Annotated in this window: 16 protein-coding genes; 4 read left to right on the forward strand and 12 right to left on the reverse strand. The window is 61.6% G+C overall.

Annotated elements, in window-relative coordinates; all coding sequences use genetic code 11:
- Positions 1 to 202: 202 nt before the first annotated feature.
- The 5 genes from BFP93_RS14645 to kynU form a co-directional block, all read right to left on the reverse strand.
- Complete coding sequence (locus BFP93_RS14645; RefSeq protein ID WP_065893663.1) at positions 203 to 1,096, reverse strand: NAD-dependent epimerase/dehydratase family protein; 894 nt, start codon at positions 1,094 to 1,096, stop codon at positions 203 to 205.
- Between the two features lie 103 nt (positions 1,097 to 1,199).
- Positions 1,200 to 2,096: a LysR family transcriptional regulator gene (locus BFP93_RS14650; RefSeq protein ID WP_065893664.1), complete on the reverse strand. Its 897-nt coding sequence runs from the start codon at positions 2,094 to 2,096 to the stop codon at positions 1,200 to 1,202.
- 29 nt (positions 2,097 to 2,125) lie between these two features.
- Positions 2,126 to 2,893: a sulfite exporter TauE/SafE family protein gene (locus BFP93_RS14655; RefSeq protein WP_065893665.1), complete on the reverse strand. Its 768-nt coding sequence runs from the start codon at positions 2,891 to 2,893 to the stop codon at positions 2,126 to 2,128.
- 46 nt (positions 2,894 to 2,939) lie between these two features.
- Positions 2,940 to 4,346, reverse strand: coding sequence for an amino acid permease (locus tag BFP93_RS14660; RefSeq protein ID WP_065893666.1), 1,407 nt, complete (start codon positions 4,344 to 4,346; stop codon positions 2,940 to 2,942).
- A 210-nt stretch (positions 4,347 to 4,556) separates the two neighbouring features.
- The gene (gene kynU, locus BFP93_RS14665; RefSeq protein WP_065893667.1) at positions 4,557 to 5,807 is read right to left on the reverse strand and encodes a kynureninase; all 1,251 of its coding nucleotides are present in this window, start codon (positions 5,805 to 5,807) and stop codon (positions 4,557 to 4,559) included.
- 144 nt (positions 5,808 to 5,951) lie between these two features.
- On the opposite strand from kynU, the gene BFP93_RS14670 reads away from it, so the two are divergent.
- Together BFP93_RS14670 and BFP93_RS14675 are read left to right on the forward strand one after the other, a co-directional pair.
- Positions 5,952 to 6,425, forward strand: a complete 474-nt coding sequence (locus tag BFP93_RS14670) for an Lrp/AsnC family transcriptional regulator (protein WP_065883506.1) — start codon at positions 5,952 to 5,954, stop codon at positions 6,423 to 6,425.
- 195 nt (positions 6,426 to 6,620) lie between these two features.
- Positions 6,621 to 8,021, forward strand: a complete 1,401-nt coding sequence (locus BFP93_RS14675) for an amino acid permease (protein ID WP_065893668.1) — start codon at positions 6,621 to 6,623, stop codon at positions 8,019 to 8,021.
- Between the two features lie 199 nt (positions 8,022 to 8,220).
- On the opposite strand, the gene kynA is transcribed toward BFP93_RS14675, so the two are convergent.
- Positions 8,221 to 9,093: a tryptophan 2,3-dioxygenase gene (kynA, locus tag BFP93_RS14680; RefSeq protein ID WP_065893669.1), complete on the reverse strand. Its 873-nt coding sequence runs from the start codon at positions 9,091 to 9,093 to the stop codon at positions 8,221 to 8,223.
- Positions 9,090 to 9,740: an arylformamidase gene (kynB, locus tag BFP93_RS14685; RefSeq protein WP_065883501.1), complete on the reverse strand. Its 651-nt coding sequence runs from the start codon at positions 9,738 to 9,740 to the stop codon at positions 9,090 to 9,092. Before kynB ends, kynA begins: the two co-directional genes overlap by 4 nt.
- A 370-nt stretch (positions 9,741 to 10,110) precedes the next feature.
- On the opposite strand from kynB, the gene BFP93_RS14690 reads away from it, so the two are divergent.
- Positions 10,111 to 10,455 (forward strand): cupin domain-containing protein, encoded by a 345-nt coding sequence (locus BFP93_RS14690; protein ID WP_010206533.1) that lies wholly within the window; start codon positions 10,111 to 10,113, stop codon positions 10,453 to 10,455.
- Positions 10,456 to 10,643: 188 nt separating this feature from the next.
- On the opposite strand, the gene mmsB is transcribed toward BFP93_RS14690, so the two are convergent.
- Together mmsB and BFP93_RS14700 are read right to left on the reverse strand one after the other, a co-directional pair.
- The gene (gene mmsB, locus BFP93_RS14695; protein ID WP_065893670.1) at positions 10,644 to 11,531 is read right to left on the reverse strand and encodes a 3-hydroxyisobutyrate dehydrogenase; all 888 of its coding nucleotides are present in this window, start codon (positions 11,529 to 11,531) and stop codon (positions 10,644 to 10,646) included.
- A gap of 16 nt (positions 11,532 to 11,547) precedes the next feature.
- Complete coding sequence (locus BFP93_RS14700; RefSeq protein ID WP_065893671.1) at positions 11,548 to 13,065, reverse strand: CoA-acylating methylmalonate-semialdehyde dehydrogenase; 1,518 nt, start codon at positions 13,063 to 13,065, stop codon at positions 11,548 to 11,550.
- 124 nt (positions 13,066 to 13,189) lie between these two features.
- Between BFP93_RS14700 and BFP93_RS14705 the strand changes: the two genes are divergently transcribed.
- Positions 13,190 to 14,137, forward strand: a complete 948-nt coding sequence (locus BFP93_RS14705) for a LysR family transcriptional regulator (protein ID WP_065893672.1) — start codon at positions 13,190 to 13,192, stop codon at positions 14,135 to 14,137.
- A 159-nt stretch (positions 14,138 to 14,296) separates the two neighbouring features.
- On the opposite strand, the gene BFP93_RS14710 is transcribed toward BFP93_RS14705, so the two are convergent.
- The 3 genes from BFP93_RS14710 to BFP93_RS14720 are packed head-to-tail and all read right to left on the reverse strand — an operon-like array spanning position 14,297 to position 16,618.
- Positions 14,297 to 14,788, reverse strand: coding sequence for an OmpA family protein (locus tag BFP93_RS14710; RefSeq protein WP_065893673.1), 492 nt, complete (start codon positions 14,786 to 14,788; stop codon positions 14,297 to 14,299).
- A 4-nt stretch (positions 14,789 to 14,792) separates the two neighbouring features.
- Positions 14,793 to 16,055, reverse strand: coding sequence for a diguanylate cyclase domain-containing protein (locus tag BFP93_RS14715; RefSeq protein ID WP_065883483.1), 1,263 nt, complete (start codon positions 16,053 to 16,055; stop codon positions 14,793 to 14,795).
- Entirely contained in the window at positions 16,052 to 16,618 is a 567-nt protein-coding gene (locus tag BFP93_RS14720; protein WP_065883482.1) for a YfiR family protein, read from the reverse strand. Before BFP93_RS14720 ends, BFP93_RS14715 begins: the two co-directional genes overlap by 4 nt.
- Positions 16,619 to 16,724 lie beyond the last annotated feature (106 nt).

The following is a 16,724-nucleotide window of genomic DNA, read 5'->3' on the forward strand; positions in this document are numbered from 1 at the left end:
GGCTTTTCCAAAGTGACCCGCCGTCAGGGCGGAACCCTAAGTGGCCGTGACCGCAGAAACGGATATGTACTCGGTCCAACATCCTGGTCGGCCCTGAGGCCGCCATCGGGGGCAAGCCCCCTCCCACACTTTGAATGTACTCACAGTTCAAATGTGGGAGGGGGCTTGCCCCCGATAGCCTCACCCCGGTATCAAGCGAACATCACACCATCTCGTGACGAATCCACTCCACCACCGACGTACGCGTCGGCACCCAGCCCAGCCGTTCCCGGGCATGCTTGCCGCGCACTCGGCTGTTGGAGCCCAGCCCGTAGTTGGCCATTTCATAACCCCACTCGGCCTCAGCCTCGGCCAATGGCCAGTCCTGCGGCTCGCCCAGGTTCAACGCCTGGGCAATCGCCGTGGTCATGTCGATAAAGGCCGCTTCGCCGCTTTCCACGAAGTAGAACGTGCCCGGCACATTGTTCGTCAGCGCCAGCAGGTACAGCGCGACCACGTCTTCGATATGCACATTGGACCAGATGTTCTGCCCCGGCCCCACATGACGTACCACACCACTGTTGCGAGCCTGCTTGAGCAAGCGCGGCAATTGCACGCTGTCGCGTTTCACGCCCAGGCTGTGACCGTAGATCAGGGTGTTACAGATCACGGCCGAATTCACACCCTCCCCGGCGGCGGCCAGGATCAGGTTATCGATCGCCACCCGAGGGGCCTTGTCGGCGGTCGGCTGCGGCAGATTGTCTTCGAAGTAAATGACATCACTGGCCTTGCCGCCCGACGCGTCGCCGACAATGCTCGAACCGCTGGTGTGCAGGAACGGCTTGTTGGAGCCTTTCAAGGCAGCCAGCAGGGTTTCGACGCCGGCGCGATGGTCGCTGCTGGCGGCGTTGATCACCGCATCGGCTTGCTGCGCCTGTGCGGTCAAGACCGCCGCGTCATCTAGGGTGCCGATTACTGGGGTGATGCCCAGTGCCGTCATTTCAGTAGCTTGCTCGGCGCTGCGCACCAGGCCAGTGACGGCGTGCCCGGCCTTGACCAGGCCGGTGGCGATGGAACCGCCGATAAAACCGGCTGCGCCGGTAACGAATACATTCATGGAGAGTGCTCCTGACTGGGTAAGTGATGAGCCCAGTATCCAGCAGCCCCCGGCGTCGAATAACCCCGTGCCGGCCAATTCACTCTTGCGCGGCAGTCACGAATCAGCGGGCATAACGCGCCAACTTGGCCTGGATAAAGTCCAGGAAGCACTGGATACGCAACGCCAGTTGGGAGTTGCGGTAGTACACCGCATGGATCGGCTGGCGGTAGCCACTGTTGAAGGTGTCCAGCAGTGGCACCAGGCGCCCGGCATCGATGTCTTTGTGGGTCATGAAGTTGGACAGACAGCAAATGCCCTGCCCCTCCAATGCCAGGTGGCGCACGGTTTCACCGCTGGAGGCGGCAATGCCCGGCTGGATCAGCCAGCGGTCACCTTCGGCATGGCGCAGCGGCCAATGGTTGAGGGTGTCGGTGTGGGTGAACCCCAGCAACGTATGCCCGGCCAACTCGGCGACGGTGGTCGGCGTGCCGTATTGCTTGAGGTATGCGGCGCTGGCCAGGATATGCAGCGGCGTGCTGCCCAGGGCGCGGGCATGCAGGGTGGAGTCGGCCAGGGTGCCGATACGAATGGCAATGTCGGTGCTTTGCTCCAGCAGGTCGATGATCACGTCGTCGCTGTTGAGCTCCAATTGGATATCCGGGTACAGGCCACGAAACTCGCCGATGTACGGCATGATCCCGTGCAGCATGAACGGCACCGCCGCATTGATGCGCAGCCGCCCGGCCGGTTTTTGCTGGCGTGACGACAGACGCTCTTCCAGCTCTTGCATTTGCGCCAGGATCACCTTGGCCTGCTCGAAGAAGTACCGGCCCTCCTCGGTCAAGTCCATGCGCCGCGTGGTGCGGTTGATCAGGGTGGTATCGAGCTTGGCCTCCAGGCGCGACAAGGTGCGGCTGACCGCCGACGGCGTCTGGCCGACCTGCTCGGCGGCGGCGGAAATCGAGCCGCACTCGATCACGCTGACAAAAATCTGTAGTTCATCGGATCGGGCTTTCACGGGCTGTCCTGGTTATCGGCTCGGGCTCATTATTGACCACTGAGCAACAAATGGCCTCCCAATAGCGCCATACCACTGAAAAATCCGCGCTTGAACCACAGCGCACTGATGCGCTGGCGCACCACCTGGCCCAACCACATCCCCAGTAACGCCGGCACCAGCGCCAACAACGATGCACTGATTTCACCGCCACCGAGCGCGCCGCGCCAGGCGAGGCCGCCGGCCAGCGCCAGGGTCGAGACGCTGAACGACAGCCCCAGCGCCTGCACCAACTGATCGCGGCTCAACCCTAGCGCCTGCAGGTACGGCACCGCAGGAATCACGAACACGCCGGTGGCCGCCGTGATGACGCCCGTGACCAGCCCGCACAGCGGGCCCAGCCAGCGCTCGGTTCGGGGTTGCACCTTGAAGGTCGGCAGGAATAATCCACTCAGCGCATACACCAGTAACGCCGCGCCCAACGCGCGTACCACCCACGGCCCGCCGTCCAGGCCCAGCCACAGCGTGCCCAGCCCGGCACCGAGGACAACCAGCAGCAACATCGGCCACAGGCGCTTGAGCAAGGTACTCAGGTGACCACCCAACGCCAGTTGCCAGAGGTTGGTGACTGTCGACGGAATGATCAGTAACGCCGCAGCCTGCGCCGGCAGCATAGCCAGGCCGAGCATGCCCATGGCCACCGTGGGCAGGCCAAGGCCAATCACCCCCTTGACCGTACCGGCCAGCAGGAACGTGCCGACAACCAACAGCGTCAGGGCCGGGCCGAGGTTTTGATAGAACGTCAGGAAAGTCATCATGCCGGGAGTATGCCGTCAACTGCTGTCGTTCGAACACCAGCCGGTGTCATACCAGGGCCTTGTTCGATGCCCTGGCCCTGCCCTTGCGGAAAAACCCGTAATACACCGCGCTCAGGATCAGCAGGAACGGCACGCCAAACACCAGGGTCATCCTGAACGCCTCGGTGAAATACGTGGTGATCATCACCGCCCCCATCAGTACCAGCCCCAGCAAGGTGCTGTAGGGATACAGGCGCAGCTCGAAGGACAGCTTCGGCCCGCCGTGGCGTTTGCGGTAGCGCCGGAAAAACAGGTGCGTGAGGAAGATCATGAACCAGGTGAAGATCGCCCCGAACATCGAGATCGCCATCATCAGCGTGAACGAACTGTCCGGGTACAGCACATTGAGCAGGGTCGCCAATGCGATACCGGAGCTGGACAGCAGCAAGGCATTGAGCGGGATACCGCTGTTGCTCAACGCGCCCATGGACCTGGGCGCAAACCCTGCGCGGGACAGGCTGAACATCATGCGCGTGGTGATGTAGAGCTGGCTGTTCATCGCCGACAGCGCCGCGACCAGAATCACGAAATTCATCACCCCGGTGGCGCCGGGAATGCCGATGGTCTGCATCACTGTGACGAACGGGCTCTGGGCCTGACCCGCCTGGTTCCACGGCACGATGGCCAGCATCAGGGCCAGGGTCAGCAGGTAGAACACCACCAGGCGCACGAGAGTCGCGCGAAAGGCTTTCTTCACCGCTCGCTCCGGGTCGGCCGCTTCACCGGCAGCCACCGCGATCATCTCCACACTCAGATAGCTGAAGATCGACACGATTACCGCGATCCACATACCGCTCAACCCATGGGGGAAAAACCCCTCATGGGCCGTGTAGTTCTGCACGCCATATTCCGGGTTGCCGGAGCCGAACACCACGTACACCGCCAGGATGATGAAGCCGACGATCGCGCTGATTTTGATGGTGGAGAACCAGTATTCGAAGTTGCCAAAGGTCTTCACGCTGATCGCATTGAGCAGGATCAACACGCTGGAGAACGACACGATCCATACCCATTCCGGCACGTTGGTGAACCAGTACTTCATGTACATCGCCACCGCCGTCACTTCGGCGCCGACTGCCAGCACAATCGCCGCCCAATAGGCATAACGCACCAGGAACCCGGCCAGCGGGCCAATATAAAACTCGGCGTAGGCGCCAAAAGAGCCGGAGGTGGAATGGGCCACCGTCATCTCCGCCAGGCACCCCATCAGGATCAAGGTAATCACCGCACCGATGGCGTAGCTGAGCAATACGCTGGGCCCGGCATAGCCAATCGCGTAGGCGCTGCCCATGAACAGCCCGGTACCAATGGCGCCGCCGATGGCGATCATGCTCATTTGCCCGGATGTGAGCTGGCGCCTAAGGCCCAGTTCGCGGTGGGTGATTTCTGCAAAGCCGTTGTCTGGCGTGGTCACGTGGCGTGCCCCCTTTATTATTGTGATTGCTGCTGTTGTCACAGATGGCAAGTCCTGATGCCAGTCAGTCAAGCGTACCTGGCCCGCTGTAGGAGCGAGCTTGCTCGCGAAAAATGTCAACGATAACGCGTGCTTCCTGAATGAACACGGTGCCTGTGAGTTTTTCGCGAGCAAGCTCGCTCCTACAGAGGGCGGGGTACGCTTAAGCTCTTAGGTCACGCTGTTGCGCACCTTGAATTTCGCCTGGTCCCAGGTGGTGTTGTCGAGAATGTCACCGAGGATTTCCACCGCATCCCACACGTCGGTAAAGCGTGTGTACAGCGGGGTAAAACCGAATCGCATGATGTGCGGCTCACGGTAGTCACCGATCACGCCCCGGGCGATCAGCGCCTGTATCACCGCATACCCTTGAGGGTGTTCGAAACTCACATGACTGCCGCGCCTGGCGTGTTCACGCGGGGTGATCAGCTTCAAGCCATGAACGGCGCAGCGTGCCTCGACCCGCTCGATAAACAAATCGGTCAACGCCAGGGATTTGCTGCGCAGGCTGGCCATGTCCGTCTGTTCAAATATCTCCAGCCCGCATTCCACCATGGCCAGCGAGGTGATCGGCTGGGTGCCGCACAGGTAGCGGGCGATGCCGGCACTCGGCGCGTAGTTGGACTCCATCGCAAACTGACGGGTATGCCCGAACCAGCCCGACAGCGGCTGGCGCACCAGGTCCACCAACGCGGGGTTGACCCACACGAACGCCTGGGAGCCCGGGCCGCCATTGAGGTATTTGTAGGTGCAGCCAATCGCATAATCGGCCCCGGCCGCGTGCAGGTCGATGGGCACCGCACCGGCCGAATGCGCCAGGTCCCATAGGCTCAACGCGCCGCACTCATGGCTCAAGGCGGTGAGCGCATGCATGTCATACATAGAGCCGCTCTTGTAGTTGACGTGGGTGAGCATCACCACCGCCACATCCTGGTCGATGGCGCGGGGCAGTTCGTCCGGGCTGTTGACCAGGCGCAGCACATAACCCTGTTGCAGCAGCTCGGCGAGGCCCTCGGCGATGTACAGGTCGGTGGGAAAATTGCTCGCTTCGCTGACGATCACCTTGCGCGCCGGCGCACGCTCGCGCTGTACGCTCAGCGCCGCGCTGAGCACCTTGAACAGGTTGATGGACGTGGTATCGGTCACCGCCACTTCGCCCTCGCCGGCGCCGATCAGCGGTGCCAGGCGATTGCCCAGGCGCAGGGACAGGTCCGCCCATCCGGCACTGTTCCAACTGCGAATCAGGCCGTTGCCCCATTCCTCGGCGATCACCTGTTGCGCCCGCGCCAGCGAGGCCAGCGGACGCGCGCCGAGGGAATTACCGTCGAGGTAGATGACGCCCGCCGGCAAGGCGAACTGATCGCGCAAAGGCGCCAGCGGGTCCTGGACGTCGAGGGCTTGGCAATGGCTTCGGGTGGTCATGGTCTGTCCTGGTTTTTATAAGAGAAGATGGACCAAATAATGAACGAAGCTTTAGAGAATTTTCGTGCAAAGTGGTAGGTGAAGCGCTATTTAAGCTGTAGGAAATTCGAATTTAACTTCCAAAAACGCGGATTTATTCAAACCATGATTCTTGACGCCACCGACCTGCGCCTCCTGCATTTCCTGCAACAGGATGGCCGTATCAGCAACCAGGAACTGGCGGAAAAAGTCGCGCTGTCACCCTCGGCCTGCCTGCGCCGTCTGCGCCTGCTGGAAAGCGAAGGCGTGGTCAGCGGCTATCGGGCGGTACTCAATGCCGAGCAGCTGGGCATTGAGCTTGAGGCCATCGTGCACCTGTCCTTGCGCCAGGATGTGGAAGATTGGCATGAGACCTTCATCGAGAAAGTGCAGGGCTGGCCGGAGGTGGCCAGTGCCTATGTGGTCACCGGCGCCAGCAACTATGTGCTGCGGGTCCAGGCGCGCAACCTCAAGCATTTTTCGGACTTTATCGTGAACCAACTCAACCGCACGGCGGGGGTCGTGGATATACGTTCGGAGATTGTGCTGCAGAAAATCAAGGATCGGGATGAGGTGCTGGATCTGGTCCTGCGCAAATAGCCCCTGCCCGCCAAACGCGTGGGCCCGCTGCGGATCGTCACTGAGGTTGGTCCGGGTGGTCACGGATCAGGCACTTGATGGCGTCCAGCTGTATTACGAAAAGTTTACGCAGAGTAATATCTGCCCCTCAGCACTTCTGAGGGGCTGATGCGCCTGCACTCACCCTTAAGAAAAACAAGTATGAAGGGAACGTTAATGGCGGATGACATGGTAAACCCGGTGGGCCTCAAGCGCGGCCTGAAGAACCGGCACATTCAACTGATTGCCTTGGGAGGGGCGATTGGCACGGGGCTGTTCCTCGGCTCGGCCGGGGTGCTCAAGTCGGCAGGGCCGTCGATGATCCTGGGTTACGCGATAGCCGGTTTCATCGCCTTCCTGATCATGCGCCAGCTCGGCGAGATGATCGTCGAAGAGCCGGTGGCCGGCTCCTTCAGCCACTTTGCGCATAAATACTGGAGCGGTTACGCGGGTTTTCTCGCCGGCTGGAACTACTGGGTGCTGTATGTGTTGGTGGGCATGGCCGAACTGACGGCCGTGGGCAAATACATCCAGTTCTGGTGGCCGGAAGTCCCGACCTGGGTCAGCGCGCTGGTGTTCTTCGTCGCGGTCAACCTGATCAACACCCTGAACGTGAAGTTCTTCGGTGAAGCCGAGTTCTGGTTCGCGATCATCAAAGTGGTGGCGATTGTCGGCATGATCGTGCTCGGCTGCTACCTGCTGTTCAGCGGTACCGGCGGCCCACAGGCGTCGGTCAGCAACCTGTGGAGCCACGGCGGTTTCTTCCCGAACGGTGGCATGGGGCTGTTGATGTCGATGGCGTTCATCATGTTCTCGTTCGGTGGCCTGGAGCTGGTCGGCATCACCGCCGCCGAGGCCAGCGAGCCGCGCAAGGTGATCCCGAAGGCGATCAACCAGGTGGTGTACCGGATCCTGATTTTCTACGTCGGCGCCCTCGCCGTGCTGCTGTCGCTGTACCCGTGGGATCAACTGCTGCAAACCCTCGGCGCGTCGGGCGATCCCTACAGCGGTAGCCCGTTCGTGCAGATTTTCTCGCTGATCGGCAATGACACCGCTGCGCACATCCTCAACTTCGTGGTGCTGACCGCGGCGCTGTCGGTCTACAACAGCGGCGTGTACTGCAACAGCCGCATGCTGTTCGGCCTGGCCGAGCAAGGCGACGCACCCAAGGCGTTGATGAAGCTCAACAAGCAAGGCGTGCCGTTGCGGGCGCTGGCGATTTCGGCGCTGGTGACCCTGCTGTGCGTGGTGGTCAACTACGTTGCGCCGAAGAGTGCCCTGGAATTGCTGTTCGCATTGGTGGTTGCCTCGCTGATGATCAACTGGGCGCTGATCAGCATCACCCACATCAAGTTCCGCAAGGCCATGGGCGAGCAAGGCGTGACGCCGTCATTCAAGACCTTCTGGTTCCCGTTCAGCAACTACCTGTGCCTGGCGTTCATGCTGGTGATCATCAGCGTGATGCTGGCGATCCCGGATATTCGTGAGTCGGTGTATGCGATGCCGGTGTGGGTGGGGATTATCTATGTGGCGTATCGGTTGCGAGTCCGAAACGCGAAGGTCGTGACAGCGCAGTAACCCATGTGGGAGGGGGCTTGCCCCCGATTGCAGTGTGTCAGCCACTGATATGGCTAATGTTGATCGTTCCCACGCTCCGCGTGGGAATGCATCCTGTGACGCTCCGCGTCGCGACTCTGGAAGCGGACGCAGAGCGTCCAAAGCTACATTCCCACGCAGAGCGTGGGAACGATCAGCCCCGGTAATCCGGGGCTTTTGTTTAGAGCGTGGAACGCACTCGCCACAGTTCGGGGAACAGCACCGTGTCGAGCATCTTGCGCAGGTAACCCACACCTTCCGTGCCGCCGGTACCCGGTTGGAAGCCGATGATGCGCTCCACCGTGGTGACATGCCGGAAGCGCCACTGGCGGAATGAATCTTCCAGGTCGATAAACTTCTCGGCCAATTGATACAAATCCCAGTAACGACTCGGGTCGCGATACACCTCGCGCCAGGCCGCTTCTACCGACTCATCGTGCACCGTTGCCGCCGTTGGGTCGCGTTCGGCGCGCTGGGGATCAATCGCCAGCCCCGCCTTGACCATCAGGTTTACCGCCTCGTCATACAACGACGGCGTGGCAATCGCCACCTGCAATTGCTGCAGCAACTCCGGGCGATGGGCGTGGGGCCGCAGCAGCGCCGGGCTCTTGTTGCCGAGAATGAATTCGATCTCGCGGTACTGGAACGACTGGAACCCCGACGACTGCCCCAGGAACGGGCGGATCGCCTTGTACTCCGACGGCGTCATGGTCGCCAGCACCGCCCAGGCGTGCACCAGTTGATCGAAGATCCGCGAGACCCGCGCCAGCATCTTGAACGCCGGCGGCAACTCACCGAGGCGCACATGGTCGCGGGCCGCCTTGAGTTCGTGCAGCATCAGTTTCATCCACAGCTCAGAGGTCTGGTGCTGGATGATGAAGAGCATTTCGTTGTGGTCCGGTGACAGCGGGTGCTGGGCGCTGAGGACTTTGCCCAGGTCCAGGTAATCGCCGTAGCTCATGGACTCGGAAAAATTCAGTTCGGCGTTGTGCCATTCCTCCGGGGGGCGGTAATCGGCAGGCTTATATTCTGGAGAAAAGGGACACTGGCTCATCGCGTGGGCTCCAAAAGCGGGCGCAGGATTGCGCGGACCGGGCTGGCGTCCAGGTTGGCGAAACGCAGCGGCAGCGCGATCAGTTCATAGTCGCCCTCCGGTACGTCGTCGAGCACGATGCCTTCGAGGATCGCCATGCCATGGCGCGCCACGGCGTTGTGCGAGTCCATGGTCTTGGACTGTTGCGGGTCCAGGGAGGGCGTGTCGATCCCGATCAGGCGCACGCCGAGGCCGGCCAGCAACTCGATGGTTTGCGGGGCGATGGCCGTGAAGTCTGAATCCCATTGCGTCAGGGGGGCTTGTGGATAAGTGCGCAGCAGCACGCGTTCGGGCAGGTTATCCACACGCCCCTGCAGTTGATGCGGTTGCACCAGGGCACCACTGCCCAGGCAGTGCAACACTCGGCACGGGCCCATGTACACGTCCAACGACACCTCGCCAATCGGCGCGCCATCGGCGCTGTAATGCAGCGGCGCATCCACATGGGCGCCGGTGTGCGGCGACAGCGTCACACGCCCCACATTCACCGGGCACTGCGGCCCGAACTGCCACACGCGCTCTTCCTGGAACGGCGTATCGCCCGGCCAGGTCGGGGTCGCCGCACTCAAGGGCGGGCTGATATCCCACCACGTTTTTATTGGGTTCATTTCACGGCTCTCACTCATTCCTGGGTGAATGATACGAGGGCCGGACGTGAATTTTCTTGCGAATTCTGGCGTGAACGGGGAGTTCTTTCGCAGTTACTGCGAGAAAGTCGCTGATTTACGCGCAGAACCGCCTCTGAACACAGTGGCGATGCCACCGGCAATCAATGTGGGAGGGGGCTTGCCCCCGATAGCAGTGGGCCAGTCAATCAGAAGTTGGCTGACACGCCGCCATCGGTGGCAAGCCCCCTCCCACATTGACCGCGCTTCGTATTAGGCTGCGCTTCTGGGCATACCGATGTCGAGTCCAGACCATCAGCCCCCGCTGCGACGCTATAGGGTTCGACTCTTATTCCCTTGCCTCGGAGTCATCATGTCCAAGCCCATCACCGTACTGCGCGACACCCATCCCTTGCCGGTCCTGGATGCCTGCAAATGGGAAAAGCTCGAAGGCGACCCGCACACCGTCAACCTCAACGCCTACACCAGCGAAGACGGCAGCAAGATCATGGGCACCTGGATCTGCACGCCGGGCAAGTGGTACGTGGACTACGTGAAATGGGAGTACTGCCACTTCCAGGAAGGCTATTGCATCATCACGCCGGAAGGCTTGGAGCCGATTCACCTGCGGGCTGGGGATATCTTTGTGGTGGAGCCCGGGATGAAGGGGACGTGGGAGGTGGTGGAGACGGTGCGTAAGTATTTTGTGTTTGCTTGAGCCATCTCTACAGCAAGCGGCTTTCCTACGGTGAACGGGCTCGCCCGACATCGTTTGTAGGAGCGAGCTTGCTCGCGAAATACGTCAACGATAACGCGTGTTTCCTGGATGCACGCGGCGTCTGTGAGTTCTTCGCGAGCAAGCTCGCTCCTACAGTAGACCTTATTGCCTCAACTCCACTCACCCCATCATTCAGGCTTGCGATAGCTGTTAATGATCGCCGAAAAGTCCTTACCCCCTTCCCCACGCTGGCTCATCGATTGATACAACTGCTGGGCCACCGCACCGAGGATCACCGGCTGTTTTGCCTGGCGCGCCGCTTCGGTGGCCAGGCCCAGGTCCTTGAGCATCAGGTCGGCGCCAAAACCGCCGGTGTAACCGCGCGACGACGGCGCAGTTTCAATCACGCCCGGCCATGGATTGTAGGTGTCCGAACTCCAGCAGCGCCCGGTCGAGCTGTTGATGATGCCGGCCAGCACCTGCGTGTCGATGCCCAGTGCATCGCCCAGGGCCATCGCCTCACTGACGCCGACCATGCTGATGCCCAGCAGCAGGTTGTTGCAGATCTTGGCGATTTGCCCGGTGCCCACCTCGCCGCAGTGCACGATGTTGCGGCCCATCTGCGCCAGTACCGGTTGCAGGGTGGCGAACAGTTCAGGCGTGGCGCCGACCATGAAGGTCAGCGTGCCGGCTTGCGCCCCGCCGGTGCCGCCGGACACCGGAGCGTCAGCCATCACCACGCCTTGCCGGGCGGCGGCAGCGGCGACATCGCGGGCGGTCTGCGGGTCGATGGTGCTGCAATCCACGGCGGGAATGCCGCTGCCGATGCCGGCGAGCACACCGTCTTCATTCAGCCACACACTGCGCACATGGGCGGCGGCCGGCAGCATGGTGATCACCAGTTCAGCGCCCTGGGCCGCGTCACGCGGGGAGTCGCTGATGTGACCGCCCAACTCGGCCAGTTCCTTGAGCACGGTCTGGTTCAGGTCAAACAGGTTCAGCGCGTGCCCGGCCTTGATCAGGTTGCGGGCCATGGGCGCGCCCATGTTGCCCAGGCCGATAAATGCAATCTTCATGGTCGTCTCCCAGGTCTCAGCGCAGGTTGATGGTGGTGTTGACGCCATCGTTGACCGTGTCGTCATCGAACCAGCGGCTGGTGACGGTCTTGGTCTGGGTGTAGAACTGCACCACCTGCTTGCCGTACGGGCCCAGGTCACCCAGCTTGGAACCACGGGAGCCGGTGAAGCTGAAAAACGGCACCGGCACCGGGATCGGAATGTTGATGCCGACCTGGCCTACATCGATTTCACTCTGGAACTTACGCGCCGCCGCGCCGCTCTGGGTGAACAGGCCGGTGCCGTTGCCGAACGGGTTGGCGTTGACTAGCGCAATGGCTTGATCGAGGGTGTCGACCTCCAGCACCACCAGCACCGGGCCGAAGATTTCTTCGGTGTAAATGCGCATGTCGGTGGTCACGCCCGAGAACAGGGTCGGGCCGACAAAGTTGCCTTGCTCGAAGCCCGGAACCTTGATGTCGCGGCCGTCCAGCTCCAGCCTGGCGCCTTCTTTCACGCCGCTTTCGATCAGCTCCAGGATACGTGCCTTGGCGCGCTTGGAGATCACCGGGCCGACATCCGTACCCGCCTCGCTGCCGGCGTTGACCTTGAGCTTTTGCGCCAGCGCCTTGAGGTCCGGCAGCCATTGCTTGGACGCGCCCACCAGCACCACCACCGAGGTGGCCATGCAACGTTGGCCCGCCGCGCCGAAACCGGCACCGACCAGGGCATTGAGGGTGTGTTCGCGGTTGGCGTCCGGCAGCACCACCGCGTGGTTCTTGGCGCCCATCATCGATTGCACGCGCTTGCCGTGTTTGCCGGCCAGGTCATAGACGTGGGTGCCCACGGCGGTCGAGCCGACGAAGGACACGGCCTTGATGTCTTTATGGGTGCACAGCGCATCCACCACGTCCTTGCCGCCGTGCACCACGTTAAGCACGCCAGCAGGGACACCGGCTTCCAGCGCCAGCTCCACCAGCAGCATGGTCGACAGCGGGTCTTGCTCAGACGGTTTCAGGACGAAGGTATTCCCGCACGCAATGGCCATCGGGAACATCCACAGCGGAATCATCGCCGGGAAGTTGAACGGAGTGATACCGGCGCACACGCCGATGGGTTGGCGCAGCGTGTAGGTATCGACGCCACCAGCGACGTTTTCAGCGAATTCGCCCATTTGCAGGGTGCCGATGGAACAGGCGTGCTCCACCACTTCCAGGCCACGGAAAATATCGCCCTCGGCATCGGCAATGGTCTTGCCCTGCTCGTTGCTGAGGACCACGGCAATACGCTTGGAATGTTCGCGGATCAAGGCTTGCAGCTTGAGCATGATGCGCATGCGCGCGCCGATCGGCGTTAGCTTCCAGGTCTGGAAGGCGCGATGGGCCGCATCGATGGCCGCGTTGACCTCATCGGCCGTGGCGAACGGGACTTTGGCCAGCACTTGCTGGGTAGCCGGGTTGACGATGTCTTGCCATTCGGTGGTCTTGGACTCGACCCACTCGCCGTTGATCAGCAACTTGACCTGTTGTACGGAAATATCGGCAGATGCGTTCATGAGGGTCTCCGGATCTTGTTGTTATGCAGAGAGTGAATCGCCTTGAAGAAGGAGGCGTTCGGACTGTTTTTGGAGTATAGATGTGCAAATCTCTAATAAGAACGCACATAAAAGCCGGTCCAATATGCAAAAAAACATCACATCACTGGGCTCCCTGAACTGGGATGACCTGAAGTTTTTTCTCGAAGTGGCCCGCACCCGCAAGGCCAGTGTCGCTGCCAAGCGCCTGGCGGTTGACTACACCACGGTGTCGCGGCGCATCAGCTCGCTGGAAGTGTCGCTCGGCACCCTGCTGTTCGAAAAATCCCGGACCAACGGTTTTGTCCTGACCGCCGAGGGCCAGCGTTTGCTGGGTTACGCCGAATCCATCGAAAGCACTCTGCACATGGCGTGCGAACAAGTCTCCGGCTCCGGCGTGGCGCTGTCCGGCCATGTGCGCATGGGCTGTACCGAGGGCTTCGGCAGCTTCTTCGTCACCCCACAACTGAGCCACTTCGTCGATACTTATCCGGCGATCTCGGTGGACATCCTGCCCCTGCCGCACTTCATCAGCCTGTCCAAGCGCGAAGCCGACATCGTCATCGCCCTGGAACGCCCGGAACACGGCCCGTACGTGTGCTGCAAACTGTGCGATTACAAACTGCAGCTGTACGCCACACAGGACTACCTCGACCAACACCCGCCGATCCAACGCCCGACGGATCTGGCCGAGCATCCGTTTATCAGCTACGTGGATGACCTGGCGTTCAGCTCGGAGTTGCTGTACCTGGCGAACGTAGTACCGGGCGCCAGCGCCAGCCTGCGCAGTACCAGTGTGATTGCACAGTACGTCGCGGCGCAGCAGGGCCGGTCGATGGCGATATTGCCGTGCTTTTTGGCGGCGCAGGACCCGCGACTGCTGCCGGTGCTGGGGGAGCAGATTGCGCTTACGCGGCAGTTCTGGATGTATTGCCGGGAGGATTTGAGGAAGTTGAAGCGGATTACGCTGTTGTGGGACTACATCCGGGAGGTGACGGAGCAGAATCAGGGGTTGTTGATGGGGGAGACGCGGGAGATGCGCTTTGCAGACTGAATGCGCCGCGCGGACAACTGTGGGAGGGGCGGTGCGACGATTCGACTTGCCCCCGATGGCGGAGTGTCAGTTACCAAATCTATGGGCTGACACACTGCTATCGGGGGCAAGCCCCCTCCCACATTGGATCGTATTTCAAGTTGAGGCGGGTGAAGGGCCTTAGTCCGCGATGACTACAATCGACACGCGTCGATTTTCGGTGCGCCCCGCCGCCGTTGTATTTTCCGCCACCGGCTCGCTGCTGCCCAGGCCGCGCAGTTGGATGTTTTGTTGTTTCATGCCCACGCTGCTCAGCACTTTGCCCACACTTTCAGCACGGCGCAGGGACAAGGCCTGGTTGTAGAGTTCCTTGCCCGACGCGTCGGTGTGGCCGTCGACGCGTACGCGTTCGATGCCTGCGCCCACCAGGGCCTTGCCGATGCGCTCGACGATGTCGGTGCTGGGCTTGTTGAGGGTTTCGACGTCGCTGCCAAACAGCACTTTGCCAGACAAGCCGAAGGCCCAGCCTTCGTCCGTCAGCTCGAAACCCTGCTGCTTGAGCACGGCCACTTGTGCCGGGCTCAGGCCTTTGGGCGGCGGGGTCTGGCAGCCGCCGAGGGCCAGGCAGGCGAGAAGCAAGCTGATAAATAGAACGCGAGGGTGAGAGAACAAGGGATTAACTCCTGTGCTGGACATTGACGACAGAGTGCACAGGCTCCGCCGTTTGCTGACTGCCCGAAGACAGCCGTTTGGCTTGGTACATCGCCACATCGGCGGCATTGAGCAGGGTGCCCGGCGTGGCGCCATGATCCGGATAAATGGCGATGCCGATACTGAGGGAGGTCAAGACCTGGGTGTTGCCGGGCAGCGGGATCGGTTGGTCCATGCTGGCAATGATCTTGTCGGCAATGCGTTGCGCATCTTCGATTTTGTTCAGCGGCGCCAGCAGGACGGCGAATTCGTCGCCGCCCAGGCGGGCCACCAGGTCATCTTCGCGCAGCTGTGCGCGCACGCGCTCGGCAACGGCCACCAGTACGGCATCGCCGGCGGCGTGGCCGAAGTTGTCGTTGATGTCTTTGAAACGATCGCTGTCGAGAAACAGCACGCCTACCCGTTCGTTGACCTTGGCGGCGCTGCGCAAGGCTCGAATCAACCGGCCTTCGAAGAATGCACGGTTGGGCAGGCCGGTGAGGCTGTCGTGGCTGGCCTGGTGCGCGAGGGTTTCGTTTTCGCTTTGCAGATGACTTTGCCAGGCCTCCATTTCGCCCAACAGGGCATTGAAGTCGCTGCCCAGGCTGTCGAGTTCGGCGATCTGGGCCGGGGGCACGCGGCGGTCGAAGTCGCGCTCGCTGCGGGCGGCGTGGGCCACGGCGGCAAGGCTTTGCAGAGGCCCGGTGATGCCATTCAACAGACGCCGCGCCAGGTGCAGCGCCACCCAGGCACTGAGCGCGGTACAGATCACAATGCCCGCCAGGCCGCTGAGCAGGAAGCGCAACAGGCTGCCGCCATGACCGGTCAGGTGGATACTGCCGACCGTTTGGCCCTGGTGAAGGATCGGCTGACTGATCGGTTGCTCGAGCAAGGCATGCGCCAGTTCGAGTTCAACCCGCGACAACATCCCATTGTTTGGCCGCACCCACTGCGCCAGCAGCTTGCCACTGGCATCAAAGACTTCGGCCTGGGCCACCTCTTCGGTCGAAGCGATCAGGCTCAAGGCTTCAGTGGCGGCGGCGCTGTCGTCGAACACCACAGCCGCTTCCACGGTGTAATTGATCGAGCGTGCGATCAAGTGCAGGTTGTGTTCGGCGTACACCCGCAGCGCCAGCACGCCGAGCAGGGTCAGGGACACACTGGCCAGCGCCACCGCCACCAGGGCCAGGATCATGTGCCCTCTGCCGATGACCGACCTCAGGGTCGGTCGCGTCTTGGCCGGCCTCATGGCGTCGGCGCTCGACGGCGCGACAGTTGCAGCACGCTGGGGTGAATGCGTACGCCACTGCGGGCAACGGAATCCAGGTTCACCTCAAACGACACTTGCGCATCACTCACCCGCAGGCAGAACAGGCTGCCCACGGTGCATTGGTCGCCGCCTTCGCTGATGCTGAGCACCGGATGGCCGATCAATGAAGCAAACAACGCGGTGCGTTCGTCAGCACTGAGTTTGCCGATGTAGACGGCGTCGCAGGCACTGACGATGTCCGGATGGTTGGCCAGCAAGCGTCGCACTGCCACCGGTCGGCCGGTGGCCTGGGTAGTGCCCTTGATCAGGTCGTCGGTGTACTGGGTGGGCCCGACGATGCACAAGCGCAGTTGCACAGGCTCCACCGGCCAACGGGCATAACTGAGAATCCCCAGCACGACCTGGGTGACCGTCTGGGCGCGCTGCTCGGCCAAACTGGGCGTTTGAGCCCAGGCCTGTGGAGCGAGCAGGCATAGCACCGCAACCTGCAACAGGCGTCTCCAGCTCAAACTGCGCTCTGAGAGCGAGACAGCCACGTTCATGCAGCAATTCTCTCAAGAAATTCGATGGTGATGCCGCAACGATAGCACAGCAGCGGAAAACCCATGACGCGAGGCTTTCCAAAGTGCTGAGTATTTTTTCAGAAAA

It is taken from the genome of Pseudomonas sp. 44 R 15, from assembly GCF_900004965.1.
Classification (GTDB): domain Bacteria; phylum Pseudomonadota; class Gammaproteobacteria; order Pseudomonadales; family Pseudomonadaceae; genus Aquipseudomonas; species Aquipseudomonas orientalis_A.